Annotated in this window: 15 protein-coding genes and 1 pseudogene; 7 read left to right on the plus strand and 9 right to left on the minus strand. The window is 34.9% G+C overall.

Annotated elements, in window-relative coordinates:
• Window positions 1–70: 70 nt before the first annotated feature.
• From ACFOUY_RS02005 to ACFOUY_RS02015, 3 genes and pseudogenes are all read right to left on the minus strand, one after another.
• Window positions 71–184: pseudogene (locus ACFOUY_RS02005) on the minus strand (type II toxin-antitoxin system YoeB family toxin); the annotation flags it as partial.
• 159 nt (window positions 185–343) lie between these two features.
• Complete coding sequence (locus ACFOUY_RS02010; protein ID WP_378958773.1) at window positions 344–598, minus strand: hypothetical protein; 255 nt, start codon at window positions 596–598, stop codon at window positions 344–346.
• A gap of 76 nt (window positions 599–674) precedes the next feature.
• A complete protein-coding gene (locus ACFOUY_RS02015; protein WP_378958774.1) occupies window positions 675–3,866 on the minus strand; it encodes a S41 family peptidase in 3,192 nt (1,063 codons plus the stop codon).
• A 183-nt stretch (window positions 3,867–4,049) separates the two neighbouring features.
• On the opposite strand from ACFOUY_RS02015, the gene ACFOUY_RS02020 reads away from it, so the two are divergent.
• The 3 genes from ACFOUY_RS02020 to ACFOUY_RS02030 all read left to right on the plus strand — a co-directional run bounded on the left by ACFOUY_RS02020 (window position 4,050) and on the right by ACFOUY_RS02030 (window position 6,911).
• Window positions 4,050–5,321, plus strand: coding sequence for a glycosyltransferase (locus ACFOUY_RS02020; RefSeq protein ID WP_378958775.1), 1,272 nt, complete (start codon window positions 4,050–4,052; stop codon window positions 5,319–5,321).
• Window positions 5,322–5,411: 90 nt separating this feature from the next.
• Entirely contained in the window at window positions 5,412–6,158 is a 747-nt protein-coding gene (locus tag ACFOUY_RS02025; protein ID WP_378958776.1) for a glycosyltransferase family 2 protein, read from the plus strand.
• Window positions 6,159–6,350: 192 nt separating this feature from the next.
• Window positions 6,351–6,911 carry a type 1 glutamine amidotransferase domain-containing protein gene (locus tag ACFOUY_RS02030; RefSeq protein WP_378958777.1) on the plus strand — a complete coding sequence of 187 codons (561 nt, stop codon included), beginning with the start codon at window positions 6,351–6,353 and terminating at the stop codon, window positions 6,909–6,911.
• A 64-nt stretch (window positions 6,912–6,975) separates the two neighbouring features.
• On the opposite strand, the gene ACFOUY_RS02035 is transcribed toward ACFOUY_RS02030, so the two are convergent.
• From ACFOUY_RS02035 to typA, 4 genes are all read right to left on the minus strand, one after another.
• Window positions 6,976–8,019: a hypothetical protein gene (locus tag ACFOUY_RS02035; protein ID WP_378958778.1), complete on the minus strand. Its 1,044-nt coding sequence runs from the start codon at window positions 8,017–8,019 to the stop codon at window positions 6,976–6,978.
• Window positions 8,020–8,126: 107 nt separating this feature from the next.
• Window positions 8,127–9,317, minus strand: coding sequence for a serine hydrolase domain-containing protein (locus ACFOUY_RS02040; RefSeq protein WP_378958779.1), 1,191 nt, complete (start codon window positions 9,315–9,317; stop codon window positions 8,127–8,129).
• Window positions 9,318–9,381: 64 nt separating this feature from the next.
• A complete protein-coding gene (locus tag ACFOUY_RS02045) occupies window positions 9,382–10,299 on the minus strand; it encodes a lysophospholipid acyltransferase family protein (protein ID WP_378958780.1) in 918 nt (305 codons plus the stop codon).
• Window positions 10,300–10,724: 425 nt separating this feature from the next.
• Window positions 10,725–12,527, minus strand: coding sequence for a translational GTPase TypA (gene typA, locus ACFOUY_RS02050; protein ID WP_378958781.1), 1,803 nt, complete (start codon window positions 12,525–12,527; stop codon window positions 10,725–10,727).
• A gap of 242 nt (window positions 12,528–12,769) precedes the next feature.
• Between typA and ACFOUY_RS02055 the strand changes: the two genes are divergently transcribed.
• Together ACFOUY_RS02055 and ACFOUY_RS02060 are read left to right on the plus strand one after the other, a co-directional pair.
• A complete protein-coding gene (locus ACFOUY_RS02055; protein WP_378958782.1) occupies window positions 12,770–13,129 on the plus strand; it encodes a DUF4180 domain-containing protein in 360 nt (119 codons plus the stop codon).
• Between the two features lie 186 nt (window positions 13,130–13,315).
• Window positions 13,316–13,537: a hypothetical protein gene (locus tag ACFOUY_RS02060; RefSeq protein WP_378958783.1), complete on the plus strand. Its 222-nt coding sequence runs from the start codon at window positions 13,316–13,318 to the stop codon at window positions 13,535–13,537.
• Window positions 13,538–13,558: 21 nt separating this feature from the next.
• On the opposite strand, the gene ACFOUY_RS02065 is transcribed toward ACFOUY_RS02060, so the two are convergent.
• Entirely contained in the window at window positions 13,559–14,971 is a 1,413-nt protein-coding gene (locus ACFOUY_RS02065; protein ID WP_378958784.1) for a tetratricopeptide repeat protein, read from the minus strand.
• Window positions 14,972–15,122: 151 nt separating this feature from the next.
• Here ACFOUY_RS02065 and ACFOUY_RS02070 point away from each other — a divergent pair, with 151 nt between their 5' ends.
• Entirely contained in the window at window positions 15,123–16,883 is a 1,761-nt protein-coding gene (locus tag ACFOUY_RS02070) for a caspase family protein (RefSeq protein ID WP_378958785.1), read from the plus strand.
• On the opposite strand, the gene ACFOUY_RS02075 is transcribed toward ACFOUY_RS02070, so the two are convergent.
• Window positions 16,884–17,339 carry a VOC family protein gene (locus tag ACFOUY_RS02075; protein ID WP_378958786.1) on the minus strand — a complete coding sequence of 152 codons (456 nt, stop codon included), beginning with the start codon at window positions 17,337–17,339 and terminating at the stop codon, window positions 16,884–16,886.
• A 151-nt stretch (window positions 17,340–17,490) separates the two neighbouring features.
• Here ACFOUY_RS02075 and ACFOUY_RS02080 point away from each other — a divergent pair, with 151 nt between their 5' ends.
• Entirely contained in the window at window positions 17,491–18,150 is a 660-nt protein-coding gene (locus tag ACFOUY_RS02080; RefSeq protein ID WP_378958787.1) for an oxidoreductase, read from the plus strand.
• Window position 18,151 lies beyond the last annotated feature (1 nt).

An 18,151-nucleotide genomic window follows, 5' to 3' on the forward strand; every position in this document is an offset into this window, starting at 1 on the left:
CAAAGAAACGGAAAAAGGTTAATTGTTTGAAATATAAGAATGTTAATTATGAAATTAGCATAGGAAGAAATTATTTATCATCGTAATGGCCAGCTGCAGATAATAATAAAACGATTAGTTTATCATCATAAATCTGATAAACTAATCTATGCTTTTGCGTAATTCTTCTGGAATAACATCCAGCTAAATTATATTTTTTTAATTAAGGTTTTCCTGTTCCTATTTTCGGATGGAGCTACAATTCTTCAATAAGTGATTGAGCTTTCTTAAATGTAGCAGGTTCAGATTTCTTAAGAAATTTTTAAATCATCAATTGCATGCTTTGTAAGCTCAATCGTGTACATTATAAATTCTTAAAGAAATTTTTCAACTCTTCTGAATTCGTAGCTTTTTTCGTTTTTCCTTCTTCGGCTTGAAGAATCGAATCTTTAATCCTTTTTATCATTTGAGGAGAAAAATAAACGTCTTCTTCTGTTACAGGTGTAATGGCATAAGCTTTATTCTTTCCTCGTTGAATAATGATTTGTTCCCCCCCGTCTAGCTTATCCATGTATTCCGCCTGCTTTTCCCTAAATTCTCTGCTACTTACAACTAACATAATTTATTTTTTTGCGTACCATTATGGTACATAATATAAGGAAAATGATTTGCAAATAGTATTATTAATCAATTCCCTATTTCAAATCTTTCAATATCTCCTCAACTGCCTTTTCCAATTGTGGATCTTTATCAGCCAATCTATCCTGAAAAGTATTCTGCACAAAAATATCTGGCTTAACACCTTCCTTTTCGATGTTTTTACCATCCATTGTATAACATCCCCAAGAAGGTAGACGATAAGAAGAACCGTCAACCAAGCCTTTTGCGGACGTAAAAATAATCCAGCGGTAGGTTTCTGTGCCGATAATTTTACCTAATTTCAATTGCTTAAATCCAGCAGCTGTCATTTCGGCATCGCTTAAAGATTGTTCGTTAACCAATAACACAATTGGCTTAACCGCCGGACCGAAATTACTTTGAGGAGCCATTTTTCCGCCGCGGTACTTCCATTTCAAATAGGGTTTTTGTGCAAGAAATTTCAATACCGCATCGTGTACATTTCCGCCAGTATTATAGCGTAAATCTAAGATAATAGCATCTTTACTTTCTTCCTGTTCAACCATATCCAACATAAACCTTTCCAGCTCTCCAGCACCCATGTTTTTCATGTAGGAGTAGGCGATGCGGTTATTCCCCCATTTATCTACATTCTGACGATTCTTTGCAATCCACTCATCATATAAATTATTTTTCAAAGCAGCCGAACTTTGAGGGTGAACATTTGTATAGATTTCTTTTCCATTGCGAGAAAAGGTTAAAGTCATTTCCTTATCCAAAGAGGGTTTGCTGAAATAAAAATCGCGGTCTATTTTGTTATCAACCTTCAGGCCATTTACTTCTGTTAAAATGTCTCCAGCCAAAACATTAACACTTGTATATGCCGCGTTGCTTTTAGCGATAACCCGTTCTACTTTGTAAGGATTTTCGTCATTGAATAAAATACCCGTTTGGTTGGTAATGTTGGTTAAATTTCTTTTTTCTTCAGCACCGAAACTGTTAAAGCCCATGTGTGATGAATTCAGTTCGCCAAGCATATCATTAAGTAAAATCCTTAAATCGCTACGATTGGTAACATAAGGCAAATATGCTGCATACCGGGTTTTCATTTTTTCCCAATCTACACCGTGGAAATTCTCATCGTAGAAATTTTCATCCAAACCAACCCAGGTTTCGTAAAACATCTGATTAAACTCAGCATTTAAATTTCTCGCGAATTTGTAAGCATGGTCTATTTTATCCAGTTTATTGCCATCTAAATTATACTTACTAATTACCCCGCCAGTTAAAGTGAAAAATTTATCACCAACCTGTATAATACTATAATCTTCTCCATCGCCAACCTTTTCGGTTTTATTTGCTTCAAAAGGCTCAATTGTTGTTCGGTAAAGGGCAGGTTTTCCACCTTCATGGTTAGATGAATAAAAAACATAAGTTTTATCTCCTTTGGCAAAAGCATCTGTTCCAAACTGGCTACCAAACCCAGGACTAACCAATTCTATTCTATCCAAGATATTCTGCGTATTAATTGTAATAATAGCAGCAGGTTTTGGGGTTGGTTTGATATCCGTTTTCTTTTTAGCGGTATCGGTAGCTTTTTTGCCCTTTTTATCTACAACTGCAGGCTTAACATCTTTTGGTTCAGCGGGGGCTTCTTTAAATAAGTCGTCAAATTTATCGGAACGGAAAGGTGTATCATAATTATTCAAAGCCATCCTATAAATGTGAACATCTGCACTTCCCGATGGATAAAATGGTTGAGTTCTAGCGCTGGTAAAGAAAATATATTTCCCATCTGGCGACCAAACAGGCGCAGTTTCTGTAACCCCGGTATTTGTTAAATTAATGGTTTTGTTGCCCTTAATACTATGAACTAAAATATCTTGTTCGAAATTGCGATAAGCAGTAAAAAGCACATATTCATCATTAGGAGAAAAACTTGGTATAGAATTTTGAATCGCCCAAAACTCATCGCTAACCAGTGTTTTGCTTTCAAAAGTTTTTAAATCAATCAGTTTTAATTCGTTTCTACCACTTAAATAAACACCCATTGTTCTGGTTTTATTCAAGGTAATATCTCTATCGTTTGCTTTATCTTTAGTTATTTGTTTTAGTGTTCCTTTCCCATCGCCGGTTATGGTAAACCAGTTTTGATAACCGTTCCAGGTTTGGCAAAACAGAATGGTTTTATTATCGGCCAGCCATTTACATTGCATGGCTCTTTCACCGCTATTGGTTATTTTACGGATAAACTTTCCATCGGCATCACTTACAAAAAGTTCTCCTCTAGAAATAAAGGCAATCTTTTTCCCATCGGGTGCAACATCAAAAGCAGAAACATTTCCTTTTACATCATATTCTTGTGCTTTAGTTAAAACCTGATTTCTTGAGGTGCTGATGCTTACTTTTTCGGTTTTTTTAGTTGCTACATCGTAGGTATAAATTTGGTAATCTTTTTCAAAAACAACTGTTGTACCATTGGCAGAAACAAAAGGACGTTTTATAGACGTATCAAAATTGGTTAAAGCTGTTTTTTTATCATTGCTGAAAGTGTAAAGGTTGTATTCTTCATTACCTTCATCTGATACAAAAAATACATTTCCTTTTGCATCTACACTTGTCCAAAAATCTTTACCAAGATAATTTGTGTAGCGTTTATAAGCCTTGGTTTTGGGATTATAAGATTGAATATCGGGATTGTATGCCCCTTTATAATGTTTGCGGTTTGCAAAGCGGTAACTTTCCCATGTATCGTTAAAGAACAATTCACCATCTGGCGATTCTGCAATGTGGTGGGTAGTATTAAAGTAGTTTTCGAAAAGGCGAACAGCCGTTCCCCCGTTTACATTCACTTTATAACTCGAAAAAGAATTAAATCTTCCGGAGGTAAAATAAATTGATTTTGAATCCCAGCTCCAATTGTCAACTTCATCAGCTGCATCGTTAAAAGTTAATTGTTTAATATCGCCACCAGCCATTGGCATTAAATAAACATCGTAATTACCAAATTGATTTGATGAAAACACCATCCATTTTCCGTCAGGTGATATTTTTGGATTAATTTCTTCACCTTGCATAGCTGTAATTCGCGAAGCCAGGCCACCTTTTACCGGAACTTTCCAGATATCGCCATCATAGCTGAATACTATTGTTTGTGCATCGGGCGTTAAAGCAGGGTAAGCAGCAAAGTAGGTTTGTCCTTGCGCAAAAGAATTAAGAGGCAGCAAGAAAGCAATTGCCGCAAGCAATTTAATTAGGGATTTAATCATGATTTTGTTCGTTTGGCTTTGGAAGGTTGAATCCGACTTAATTAAAATAATCATTAGTTTTCACCTCTAATTACTTTAAATTATCGAAGGCTCCGTCCTTTAATTAAAAGGCAATAAAATATTAGGATGAAAATACGCAACAGTTTTTATAATCGTAAACAATAAAATGTATTTTTGATTGATTTGAAAGTAGTACACCTAAATACATATGATGGAAATGGCGGTGCAGGAAGAGCCTGTTTGCGCTTAAGCGATGCTTTAAACAGCTCGGGAATTGATTCTAAAGTTCTGGTTTATTACAAATTTGGGCAAAACCCCACCATCGATACCTTTAGCAAATCTCCATTTCAAAAAGCATTCGCCATTCATAATATACTTTCAGAACGCTATTATTCGAAGTGGTTAAGCAAATCGGTTAAAACACCATTTAGTTTACAATGGTTTGGCCGTTCAATTAAGAATCATCCTGAGGTTAAAAGTGCCGATATTATTCATTTGCATTGGGTAAATCATGGTTTTCTTACACCCAAATTTTTAGCCGAGCTTGATGAACTCGAAAAACCAATTGTGTGGACTTTTCATGATAGCAATGCTTTTACGGGCGGTTGCCATGTACGTTATGGCTGCGAAAATTTCCACCAGCAATGCGGCAATTGTCCAATTTTAAAAATTAGTGGCAAGAACGATATTTCGCACAAAACCTGGCTTCGTAAGCAAAAAGCTTATACAGAATTAAACTTTCATATTGTGGCGCCAAGTAATTGGATGGCTGCTTCGGTAAAATTTAGCAGTTTACTTGGAACCAGAAATACATCGGTTATCCCAAATACTATTGAAACTAATATTTTTAAACCTTATGTTAAAAGCGAAGCGAAGAAAATATTAAAAATCGACCCCGATAAATTTGTTTTGATGAGCGGATTTATGCCATCGAAAAATGATAAACACAAAGGAACCCCTTATTTAATTAACGCCTTAGAAATTTTATCGCGTAGAAAAGGAATTGATAAAGAAAAAATAGAGCTGGTTATTTTCGGAAATAAAGAAAATGCAGAGATGCCGACCTTCCCTTTCAAAACCACGTTCTTAGGCACCATAAACAAAGATGAACACCTGGCTAAATGCTATTCTGCAGCTGATGCTTTTATAACGCCATCTTTAGAAGATAATTTGCCAAATACAGTTATGGAAAGCTTAGCTTGTGCAACTCCGGTAATTGCTTTTACAACTGGTGGCATTCCAGACATGGTTAAACATCAAAAAAACGGTTATCTGGCAGAATATCAAAATGCCGAGGATTTGGCAAATGGAATTGAATGGCTGTATCATCGCCCCAATAAAGAAGAAATTCATAAAGCAGCAAGATTGGGGATTTTAACCGATTTCTCAGAAGAAGTTATTGCCACAGAACATATTCATTTATACGAAACGCTTATTGATTTGCAGCCCAAATAACAGGTTCTGTTTGATAAGCTTCATTTTCTTATACACACATTAAAATACAGTCAATCTTTATTAATTTTACCAAATCCAACAACGACAACATTGCCTAAATTAACAGTAATCACCATTGTTTACAATAACGTCCGCGATATCGAGCGAACGATAAAATCTGTTTTAAATCAAACCTACAGAAAGATAGAATACATCATCATCGATGGAAAATCTACTGACGGGACAATGGAGGTTATCGAAAAGTACAAAAATCGAATTTCAAAAATCGTTTCTGAACCTGATAAGGGCATTTACGACGCCATGAACAAAGGCCTTGCATTAGCAACCGGCGATTATATTTTATTTATGAATTCCGGAGATGAAATTTATGATGAGCAAACCGTTCAAAATGTTTTTGATTCGTCGCCAGGTGCTGACATCTATTATGGCGAAACCGAAATGTACAATGATAACTGGGAAAGTTTAGGTAGAAGGCGACATGAGGCGCCAGAAGAATTTGACTGGAAAAGCTTTAAATTTGGAATGAATGTTAGCCATCAGGCGATTTACATTCGTAGAAGTATCACCGTACCTTACGATTTAAAATACAAATACAGTTCTGATATTGACTGGATAATTAAGGCGGCTAAAAAGTCATCAAATATTGTAAATGTTCACCGCTATGTTGCCAAATATTTAGTTGGTGGTATGAGCAAGAAAAAACATCGCGAAAGCTTAAAAGAGCGATTTCAAATTTTCTCGAAATATTATGGCTTGCTTCCAAACATACTTAACCATATTATTATTGCAGGAAATTTAGCATTCTATTTCTTAAAACACAGACGAACAAACGATTAAAACGGCTCAAACAAACTTATCCCTTTAAACTTTAGGTAACTCAAAATCGGGAAATCCCTGATAATTTTTAAAAGATAAATCCAAAGATTTCTCCGCTAAGGTCGAAAGGAGGGGACTTCAAAATCTCAAATTTTAAAAACAATCTCATTTTACAAGTGTCTTTTATACATCTATAATAAAAAACATAATACTATGGGACAACTAAGTAATCGTAATATAGCCGTACTTTCCGAAAGTGGATTTGAAGAAGTTGAATTAACAGAACCTGTTAAAAGGCTTAAAGAAGAGGGTGCTACTGTGCACATTATTTCATCAAAAAGCGGTAAAATAAAATCGTGGAATCAGGATCATTGGTCGATAGAAGTTGATGTTGACAAAACAATTAGCCAGGCAAATGCTGATGATTACAATGGCTTGCTTCTACCCGGTGGCGTTATAAATCCAGACCAGTTACGTGTTAACGAAGATGCGATTGCCTTTGTGAAAGCTTTTTTTACAGCTGGTAAACCTGTTGCTGCCATTTGCCATGGGCCACAAACTTTAATTAATGCTGATGTTATTAAAGGCCGAAAACTTACTTCGGTTAAAAATATTTCGCAAGATTTAATTAATGCCGGTGCACATTGGAGTGACGAAGAAGTTGTAGTAGATCAAGGTTTGGTAACAAGCAGAACTCCAAAAGATTTACCTGCTTTTAATGATAAAATTGTTGAGGAATTTGCAGAAGGAGTTCACGAAGGCCAGCATGCCTAAAGGATTTGAACGCTCTCCTAAATTACTCAAAAGACGGCTGGTTTCCATAACCGGCCGTTTTAATTTATAATTTAACCTGCCTGATTATATTTTTAATATTCAGTTCAATAATATCGGTCATTGTTTTACAGCGTAGATAATTAGGGTCTTTGAAATACGCAGCCATCGAATCTTTTAATAGAGCGATATTTTCTGGGGTGGTCAATTCCTCCTTATTAGAAACATCCCTTAAATCGGTTAACCGATGGCGCTCGCTTCTAACCCGGTGAACTATAGAAGACCTTTCTTCCTGTTGATACTGTAAAACAGTTTTGTCGGTTAATTGCTCCATACTCATCTTCACGTAAGGCAAGTTCTCTTTAAAAAACTGGGGCAAATAAACCTTCAAATTGCCTTCGTAAAATTGCTGGTCGAAATCTATTGCCCGGATACGGAATTGAATATCATCAAAATCTGGAGTAATTTGCACTACAAAATTATAAGCACGCATATCGCCTAAAAGCATAATTAAGCAACGTTCGTTAAACTTTACGAATTCTTTTGCGATTCTAGTAGGATTAAATTCGGGTGTATATAATTGGCCTTTTGTAAAAACATCGCCAGGAATACCTGCGATATGCTCCTCAACTAAAGTATCACCATCAACTAAATAATTAACTTGGTTTGGAGATAAAATTTCCTCCAATTCTAAACCATAAATACGGGAAGCATCGGCTTTTTTGATATAAAAATAATCGTACACATCGTTTAAACGATTTACAATTCTTATTCGAAATGGATGCGTATTTCCGAAGGTACAATATTCAATTTTATCGATGTATTTATGTTCTACAATACGAAGGTTACCAGATGCTTTAAGATTCGCATAAATTTCCTTTAATCCGTTATGTAAGGTCTCAATTAAATCCTGAGCATAAATAGGCCCCTCCCAAAGCGAATCTTTGCCAAACTTATCCATTAAAGGAAAAGCCTCATTAAACTGCATTAAATCGCTGTAAGAGATTGGTAATTTTGCTTCACGCTGGTAAAGCCGAAGATATTTTTGCAAAGCAGCAGTAACCGGAAAAATCGGCTTCTTTTTTAGAATTTTTACGTCTTCGTTTTCCATGGATAAGCAATGTACTACTTTAAAAATTTAACTGCAAAGAACGCTAAGGTAGAATCTAATCTTAATTATTTCTTTGCGAGAAACTTTGCGCCATTTGCAGTTAAACGTTAAAAATTGGGATAACTAAACTTCAAACCAGCCAAATATCTACTAATTTTTCGATAAGGATAATTACCTGCGCCACGTTCTGCAAACTGAACAATAATGGTGTTTGTTTTGGGATCTACGTAAAGTCTTTGCCCTAGCATACCTTCCGCAGCAAAATCACCATTATCTCCTTCTTGAGGAATCCACCACAAATAATGATGGGCCGATTTTTGCCAACCTTTAGCCGATGCAGGTTTTTCTTCACCAATCTTTATTGATTGATTTACCCAATCTTCTGAAACAACTTGTTTTCCGTTAACCTTACCCTTTTGTAAATATAACTTACCGATTTTAGCAAAATCTATAGCCGTAACCTGAAATCTGCTTGCGGTATTTGCCAAACCATTTTTATGATCTAAGCCCCAGCTCGCATTATATTGGGCACCGATTTTATGCCATAAATTTTCTTCGAAAAATTGAGTTACAGATTTCCCTGTTGCTTTCTCCAAAACCCACCCAAGTAATATTGGGTCGATACTTTTATAAACCCAAACTGTACCAGGCTCATTTACCAGCCTTGCTTTCATTAGCTCGGCTTTCATATCGTGTGTATAATAATATTTAGCTTCATCGGATAAGAAAGCCCTTACTATTCCGCCTAAAGCATCCTGAAATTCCAAACCCGATTTCATATCCAGCAAATTCTTTAATGTAATATTATTGAAAGCAGAGTTAGATTTTAGTTCGGGAATATAGTTGGTAACCTTCTCGTTCAAACTTTGAATTTTGCCTGCTGCCAAAGCCTGACCAATCATAATTGAAATCATACTTTTAGCTCCAGAAAATATTGTCGTTAAAGTGCTGTCGCTATAACCTTCGCTATATTTTTCATAAAGGATGCTATCATTCCTTATAACCAGAAATGCATTTAGTTTTCCATTCTTAAAATAATCGGTAAAAGGAATCGATTGATTATTTCCATCTAAAACACGTAATGAATCTATATCCTTTCGCATTTTGCCAGTACGATAAAAGTGAAAAGCGGAATCGCTTTTATGAACAAAAGCTTGTGGGAATATTTTATAAGTTACTGCATTTGGCGTACGGTATTGCAAAACCCGCAACAAATAGGGCTGAGAGATAATTAAACCCGCAAAAATTAAAATAATGACTAAAATTAAACTGTAAACAATTCTTTTGAAAACTTTCATTGGCGACCATCAGGATAACAAATATAGCCCATTCACTATTTTTTCAGGAAGAAACAGGGCAGATTTATGCCGGAATTTTGTCGTTATCAGATGATGATTCAACAGTTTTTCTATCTTGTTTATGCTTCCACCTTCTATGGCTCCATAACCAATAAGCAGGTTGTTCTTTTATCATTTCCTCTAAAAAATGAGTATGCATTTCTGTGATTTCGAATTCGGCGGTTTCTTTTGGATGTAAACAGATTGGCACACAATCTACCTCATAATAACCACGTTTTAAATAGCTAATTTTAAGATAAAAAACTGGTCGATTGGTTTTCTTAGCAATTTTCTCTATACCTAACTGAATTGAAGCTTCCTGATTTAGAAAGGTAGTCCAATAGTTAGATTCATCTTTTGAAGGTGCTTGGTCGCTACCAAATGTAAACATATTTGCAGTGCCTTTGCTCGATTGAATTGCCCTTAAAGTTTGGCGCATGGCAACCATTCTATTACCAAATCTGCATCTCATATTAAAGAACCAGTTATCAAAAACTTCGCTGCTTAAAGGTTTATAAATTGGGTAATGCGCTCCAGAGAAAGTTAAGCCAATTGCCATACAAACCCATTCGTAATTTCCGTAATGCGACGAACAAAAAAGTACACTCTCGTTATTTTGAAGATAGGCTTCTACTAAATCGACATTTTTAAACTTTACACGCTTTTGAAGCTGCGTTTTAGAAATGCTCTTCATCTTAATTACTTCAAAAATTAAGGAAGAAAGAAATTTATAATATTTTTTCTCAATCGAATTGATTTCTACCATCGATTTTTTTGGGAAAGCATTCATCAAATTCCCCCTTACAACCTTTCTGCGGTAGCCGAAAATGTGATAAATTACGATATAAAAAATATCTGCCAAAACATAAAGAATAGATAGAGGCAGAAGAGATAGGGCCGATAAAAAAAATATCCCCAACCAGGAAATTGCTTTTTGTATCATGATTGATTTGTTTGTTAATACAAAATTAACGTACAAATGCGGGAGAACTTGCCATGGAATTGTTTGTTTTTTATTCCAAATAGTTGTTTTGATTTTTACATGACCAAAACTCAATCAATTGATTGCTTTTTACGGATTTTGCAAGAAAACATTGCGCAAAGCACAGCATTATTTCCAATAAACCTTATTGCAGCGGTATCTCCCGATTCATCATCAGGAATTTAGCGGAAAGAAAGACGAACATTAAAAAGAGATTCTGCCTCTGCTTTAAAAAAAAATTAACCTATCAAAGCAATTTCAATCTGTTATTTCACTACAATCCCTCTCCTTGAAGAGAGGGTTGGCGTGACAAAAAAAAGCCCATCTCAATTAAGAAATGGGCTTCATATATTATCCTATTCCCCTTCAGGGGGTTAGGGGTGGGTTTAGTTTTTACTACCGTTTGCTTTACGTAGTTGTTCCGTTAAGTGAATTTTACGTAAGCGCATGCTTTGCGGCGTAACCTCAATGTACTCATCAGCTTGGATGTATTCCATTGCTTCCTCTAACGAGAATTTAATTGCAGGTGCAATACGAGCATTATCATCTGTACCGGAAGCACGCATATTGGTTAATGCTTTTCCCTTAACAATGTTAATGACTAAATCGTTATCGCGAATGTGCTCTCCCAAAATCTGACCTTCGTAAATATCAGCTCCTGGATCTACAAAGAAACGACCTCTATCTTGTAACTTATCAATTGAATAAGCAGTAGTCATCCCTTTATCCATAGAGATTAAAACGCCGTTTAAACGACCAGGAATTGTACCTTTCCAAGGCTCGTAAGCTTTGAAACGGTGCGCCATAATCGCCTCACCAGCAGTAGCGGTTAATACGTTGTTACGTAAACCGATAATGCCACGAGATGGAATTTCGAATTCTAAATGTTGTAAATCGCCTTTTGGCTCCATAATTAACAACTCACCTTTACGTTGAGTTACCAATTCGATTACTTTACCAGAAACTTCACCTGGTACATCAACAATTAAAGTTTCAATTGGCTCATGTTTTTTACCATCGATTTCTTTAACAATAACCTGTGGCTGACCAACTTGCAACTCATAACCTTCGCGACGCATGGTTTCGATTAATACCGATAAATGGAGAATACCACGACCATAAACTAACCATGAATCTGCACCTTGTGTTTCAACAACTTTAAGTGCAAGATTTTTTTCCATTTCCTTCATCAAACGGTCTTTGATACGTTGTGAAGTAACTAATTTACCTTCTTTACCAAAGAATGGAGAGTTATTAATCGTGAACAACATGTTCATTGTTGGCTCATCAATGCTAATTACTGGTAATTGTTCTGGCGCTTCAAAATCAGCGATAGTATCACCAATATCAAAACCATCGATACCTACAACTGCGCAAATATCGCCTGAACCTACTTCTGTAGCACGGATTTTTCCTAAACCTTCAAAAGTATAAAGTTCTTTTACTCTTGATTTAACGATTTTGCCATCGCGTTTAATTAAAGTAACTGGTTGGTTTTCTTTAATTGTACCACGGTGAACACGACCGATTGCAATACGACCTACGAAAGATGAATAATCTAACGAAGTAATTTGCATTTGTAAAGTACCATCGTTAATTGGAGCAGGTGGAATGTTAGCCACAACAGCATCTAATAAAGCGAAAATATCTGTAGTTGGTTTTTGCCAGTCAGTACTCATCCAACCTTGTTTAGATGAACCGTAAATAACTGGGAAATCCAATTGATCTTCAGTTGCTTCAAGGTTAAAGAACAATTCGAAGATTTGCTCGTAAACCTCTTCTGGGCGACAGTTTTCTTTGTCTACTTTGTTTACAACCACAATTGGTTTTAAACCTAATGCCAAAGCTTTTTGGGTTACGAAACGCGTTTGAGGCATTGCACCTTCAAAAGCATCGCAAAGTAAAAGTACACCATCTGCCATTTTCAATACACGCTCTACCTCACCGCCGAAATCCGCGTGACCAGGAGTATCAATGATGTTAATTTTTACGTCTTTGTATTGTACCGATACGTTTTTAGATACGATTGTGATTCCACGTTCACGCTCTAAATCGTTATTGTCCAATATCAATTCTCCTTTTTGCTCGTTATCACGAAAAACAGAACAAGAGTGTAAAATTTTATCAACCAATGTGGTTTTACCGTGGTCAACGTGTGCTATAATAGCTATATTTCTAATCTTTTGCATAAAATGCGCCTATAAATTTGGCGCAAAGATAGTGTTTAAAAATTGATTTTCTACTATATCGCCCACTATTTAATGCTATGATAATGTTGTAATTATCTCATAATTGATTAGAAAGTAGAAGAATAAAAATATATTCTCCTGAACCTCGATAAAAGTTTTTCCTTAATGAAATCTCACTGGTTCTGTCCTTAAAATATTATCTATTTTAGCTCCAAACAAAAATAATAAAAGAGAAATTATATATGGAAGTTAAAGAGCACCTTATAAAAAACATCAAGATTGCCGAGGTAATTTCAAAAGAAACTGTCATAAAAAATGCGGAAGATGGTTTGGAGCTGTTAGGCAGTTTATATTACCAAGGTTTTGATTCAATTATTATCTATGAACAAAATATTATTTCTGATTTTTTTGACCTTAAAAATGGAATAGCTGGAGAGATACTTCAAAAATTCTCCAATTATCGTATGCGCTTAGCAATCGTTGGTAGCTTCGAAGCATATACAGGGAAAAGCATTCGTGATTTTATTTACGAAAGCAATAATGGAAAGCAAATTAATTTTCTGCCAACCACAATTGTGGCATTGGAAAAACTCTCGATTTAGTTAACTGCATCATTAAACCTTAATGAAATAATAGAAATTGCTCATAAGTATCATTATTGTCTTCCTTATAAAAGCCAAAAATAATTCATGTAAGCATCAATTTGTCATTCCAATAAAAAAACAAGGTAATAGACTGTATATCAGCAATAAATTGTATCTTCAATAAACCTTAACTCTTAATTAAATATGAAAAAAACAATCATCTCTGCAGGTGCAGTTTTAATTGCGCTTAGCACATTATCCCTACAAAGCTGCAATAGCGAAAAAAAAGAAGCTAAAACGGATACCCTTACCACATCAACCGATACTATGATGGCTGATAGTTCGGCAACAATGTCTTCAAAAATGACTGACACAACCGACACTGGCGGTAGAGCAGGACAAGCGCCTCCAGCGGTTAAAAAGTAAAAACGATTCGTAATAGAGTTTTTAGCTATTTCCACTTGTTTCTGCTCTATTCTCCTCGTGCTCGTTTTCAGTATTTTTTTGTCGACTGAGTACGTGTTGTTGATGCAACTTACCTAATTTACTTATCAGCCAATGTTCTACTTTATGATGTGTTGGTGTTAGTAACGAAGCAATAATCATGAAAACAATTATCTCGATTATCGGAGAATGGTGAGATTGCTCAGCAACAAAAGGATGAATAAACAGCGTTAAATATTCAAAGAACATTAATAAAGAAATAATGCCCGAAAACTCTATTACTTTCTTATTAACCTTTCTGCGACTTAAAAATACGCTAATAAAAAACAAAATAGGTATCATTACGCCAATAGCAAGTAATTGTAATTTCTGCCTTCTATCTTCCGCCTCTTTCAATTTTGCTTCCTCGATCTCTTTCTGCCGAAATTCTTCTGCTATAGTAATACTTTTTACCTCTTTAGCACGCTCTTTACTATCAATAGAATCAGAAAGTTTAATGGATATTTCTTGATATGCAAAAGCGCTATCAATTTTGTTCTCTTTTTTATAAACCTTTACTAAGAAAGAACTGGCTTCAACTGCACGGGCAAAAAACTCATTCTTTATGGCTAAATCATAAACTTTCTTTGCGTAAGCCTCTGCCGAATCGGTCTTGCCCTGCTCCTGATAAACTTTCGCCAAACCTAAATTACATTCTGCCAAAGTGTTTAAATCCTCAACCTTTTCTAAGATAGGAACACTCTGTCTATAATAATTAAGTGCACTTGCATAGTCTTTCCTTTTAAGATAGATATTACCTAAATTATTTAAAGATGTTGCTGTAATTAGTTCGTTCTTTTGCAACAAAGAAAGTTCATAGGCATCGTGGGTATAAATCATTGCTGATGTCAACTGATTTGATTTCTCATAAATATCGCCGATATTCAGTTTTGAGTACAATATAAGGGCTGCAAAACCATTCTTTTTCGACATTGATTCTGCATTTAATGCGTAAGAAAGTGCCTTTTTGTATTCCCCTTCACTACTATAAACTAACGCTATACTTAAATAGGTATTAGCAATACTCTCTGTCATATTTCTTTTTTCATGTATTTTCAATTCCTCTATAAAATATTCGATAGCCCGAGGGTAGTTATGAAGCGAATGAAATGCATTTGCTATACCATTTAAAGCCCAGGCCTCTCCTTTTAAAAATTTACTTTTCTTTGCAATTATATATGCCTTTTGAGCAAGTATTAAAGCAGAATCGGGTTTGTTTTTATGGTAGTAATAGCTTAAATCGTACATAGCACTTACCTTATCACTATCGGTTTTTTGAGCCGCTAAGTTTTTATACAAGCTATCTAAATAATACTTTTGAGCGAAACCTGTAATACAGAAAAAAAAGAGAAATAATAAAAGCGCTATTGATTTCATTTTTAGGGATTTTTACACTAAATTTAATACATTAAAATATTTTATTGCTATAAAAATTTAGATATTTTCCGCTGTTAGTTTTTTATGTTCAAGCTCTTTTGTGAAAACAGACAATAAATCAAAACCCCTGGTAAATTAACTTTTCGCGAAAATGAAAACTTCCCTGATTTTTTCGGCTTTAATTTTTTCGGCGTTGATAAGCTTTGCTCAGAATAAATATGCCGTAATTGTTGGCATAAACGAATATTATGAAACACCCGGCGTAAAAAGTCCGAATTATAGTTTAAAGGGCTGTATGAATGATGCAATAAGTATGAAATCCCTTCTTATAAACCGCTTTAGTTTCCCAAAGGAAAATGTAAAAACACTGGTAAATGCTCAAGCTACTCAAAAAACTTTTATTGCAGCAATGACAGAGATGTTGAATAAAAGCAAAGCAGGTGATGTTGTAGTTTTCTATTTCTGCGGTCATGGTGTTTACACCATTAACCCCGCAAACGAGGATGATTCAGTTAAAGCAGGTTATAACCAGGCGATCTGTATGAGCGACTTATATTCGCCAAATTATGAATGTTTGGTTATGGATAATACCTTAAAAAAGCTTTTCAATATGTTTGTAGGCAAACAAGTAACCCTAACAAGTATATTCGATTGCTGTTATAGTTCTAATCTTTCTATGGTAAAAGATGGCCTTTCGTTTCATAATCCTTATCAAAAAGTTGATGTAGAAAGCAATAAAATTGCACCCAAAACTATCATCGATTTAAGAGCCTTTAAGCTTAATCAAACCCTTACCATTACCGATAAGTCGATTGTAAGCCGACCATCAGAAACACCAAATTCGCGTTTTGCTAACTTAGCTGCCTGCTCGTGGCAAGAAAAAGCGGTAGAAGTTTGGGATGAATCTGGTCGCCCTCATGGTGCATTTACGAAAACTTTGATAGATGTTTTCGAAAAAAGTAAAGTTGACCTACCACTTTCTGAAATTATTGCAAGAATTAATAATGAAATTGATGTTGTACAAAATCTGCAACAAAGTCCGGGTTTTCGTTACGATACAATCAGCCGGAATAAGTTGAATTTAGTTGGGTTGCCTTTGCAAAAAAATATTCCTGCATTACAAACACAAATTTTAAACAGCCGCCCGGGTTTGGTTATAATAAACAAGGGTACAAACGACGAAATAATGGTTGGTAATGTTTTTTCTTCATTGGACAAAAAAACCAATTTTACTATTTCGAAAGTTTATCCTGATAGTGCGCTTGGTGCAACAAATGCAACAAGTATAATTAAAAAGGATGCAACTTTTAAACTAACAGATGGATACAGGATTTCAAAACCCTTAATAAAAATTCATATACCGAGTTCTAAATTATCATCTGTAGTATATATGGAAATGTTTAATAAACAGATACTTCCCTACACTAAGGACAAATCATATAACGATTATTTTAATTTCAACTATGGTACAGCATCAACATTTTTATTTACCAATCAAAAAAACTCTGGCTTAGAAATTTCGAAAATCACTAAAGAAAAAGGGTTCTTCGTTCTTATGGCTTTGCCATCAGATATAGCGAATTCTGTAAAAGCTATGCTTCAGAAAGAGCAAAGTATACAATTGGTCAGCTCGCCCGCTGAAGCAAATTTTGTTCTATATGTAAATTACGCAGCCATATCAAACGACAATAAAACTCCAAAATTTGTTTTCAGTTTTCGGGAACCTTTGCCAAGCGACATTAACATTAAAAAGCAAGCTAGAATAATTTTCTGGGCAGATAATATAAGCTTTCCCAGCCTTAATTTAAACAATGCACAAATGGCAAATTTAAAAAAAGGTATAAGACAAATATCCTATTCTGCCATTCGCAGCACTGGCACACATTGGATTAATACTTATCCCCGCAAATGATTACGAGGTCTTTTGAACAAGCCAGTCTTCGTAACTAATTACGCCAAGTTCAGGCTTTGCTGTTCCATCTAAAATTGCTATAAACTCTAAGTCGTGCCCATCTGGGTCTTTAAAATAAATGGCTAGAGCTGGCATCCAAGCAAAAACCATTGGTTTTTCAGTTCCATCTTTCAAAAAATTATACGGTTTTAAGTTTCTAGCTTTCAAAAACTCAATAGATTTATTTAAAATATCATCAATATCGCACCTAAAAGCAAAATGCCTGATGTCTATTTCTTCTTTGGGCTTTTCCCACAAACCAAGCATCGCTCCTTTGGGTTCGCCGATCCAAAAAAATGCAATTCTTCTATCGTCGTTGTAACCACATTCAGTTAAACCCAATACGTTTTTATAAAAATCGACAGATCTTTCTAAATCTTCTACAAAAATGTGTGTCTCAAATAATCCTTTTATCATTTTGTAAAACTACAGTTAAACAGAAGCGAAAGAAAATCACTAATTTCAATCTTAACATCACTTAAATTGATACGCTCAACTATTTTCCAACAAATTTGTTTAACTAGCATTAGCCTAATCGATCACTAAACAATGGCTATTATGATCAGATATGAGAAAGAAAGCAATTTTAATTGGAGCAACGGGTTTAATTGGTCAAAATCTTTTACAAAAGTTATTAGCTAGCGCTAACTACGATGAAGTATTAGTTATTGCCCGCAAAAATTTAGAGAACAATCATCCTAAGTTGAAACAATTGATTATCGATTTTGACAATCTCCATAAATACGAAACCGAAATTTTGGGCGATGATGTTTTTTGCTGTATGGGTACAACTGCAAAAAAAACACCAAATAAAACCTTGTACAAAAAGATCGACTATCAATATCCACTAGATGTGGCGAAAATAGCGTTCAAGAATGGCGCTAAAAGTTACCATTTGGTTTCTGCCATGGGCGCAGATGTAAATTCGAGTATTTTTTATAACCGCACCAAAGGAGAAATTGAAAGAGACTTGCAAAAAATTAGTTTTGATAGCCTGCACATTTATCGGCCTGGTTTATTAGATGGAGATAGAAAAGAAAGCAGGTTCTTAGAAAAACTAGCAATTAACGTAATGAGAGTTATTAACCCAATTTTAATTGGTGGTTTGAAAAATTACAGAAGTATAAAAATAGAAAAAGTTGCATCTGCTATGCTAAACCAAGCAAATGAAAATAAAAAAGGTTTGCACATTTACCCCACGCAAGAGATTGAAAAATTAGGAGATTAAT

Source organism: Pedobacter jamesrossensis (assembly GCF_042650905.1).
Taxonomy (GTDB): Bacteria; Bacteroidota; Bacteroidia; order Sphingobacteriales; family Sphingobacteriaceae; genus Pedobacter; species Pedobacter jamesrossensis.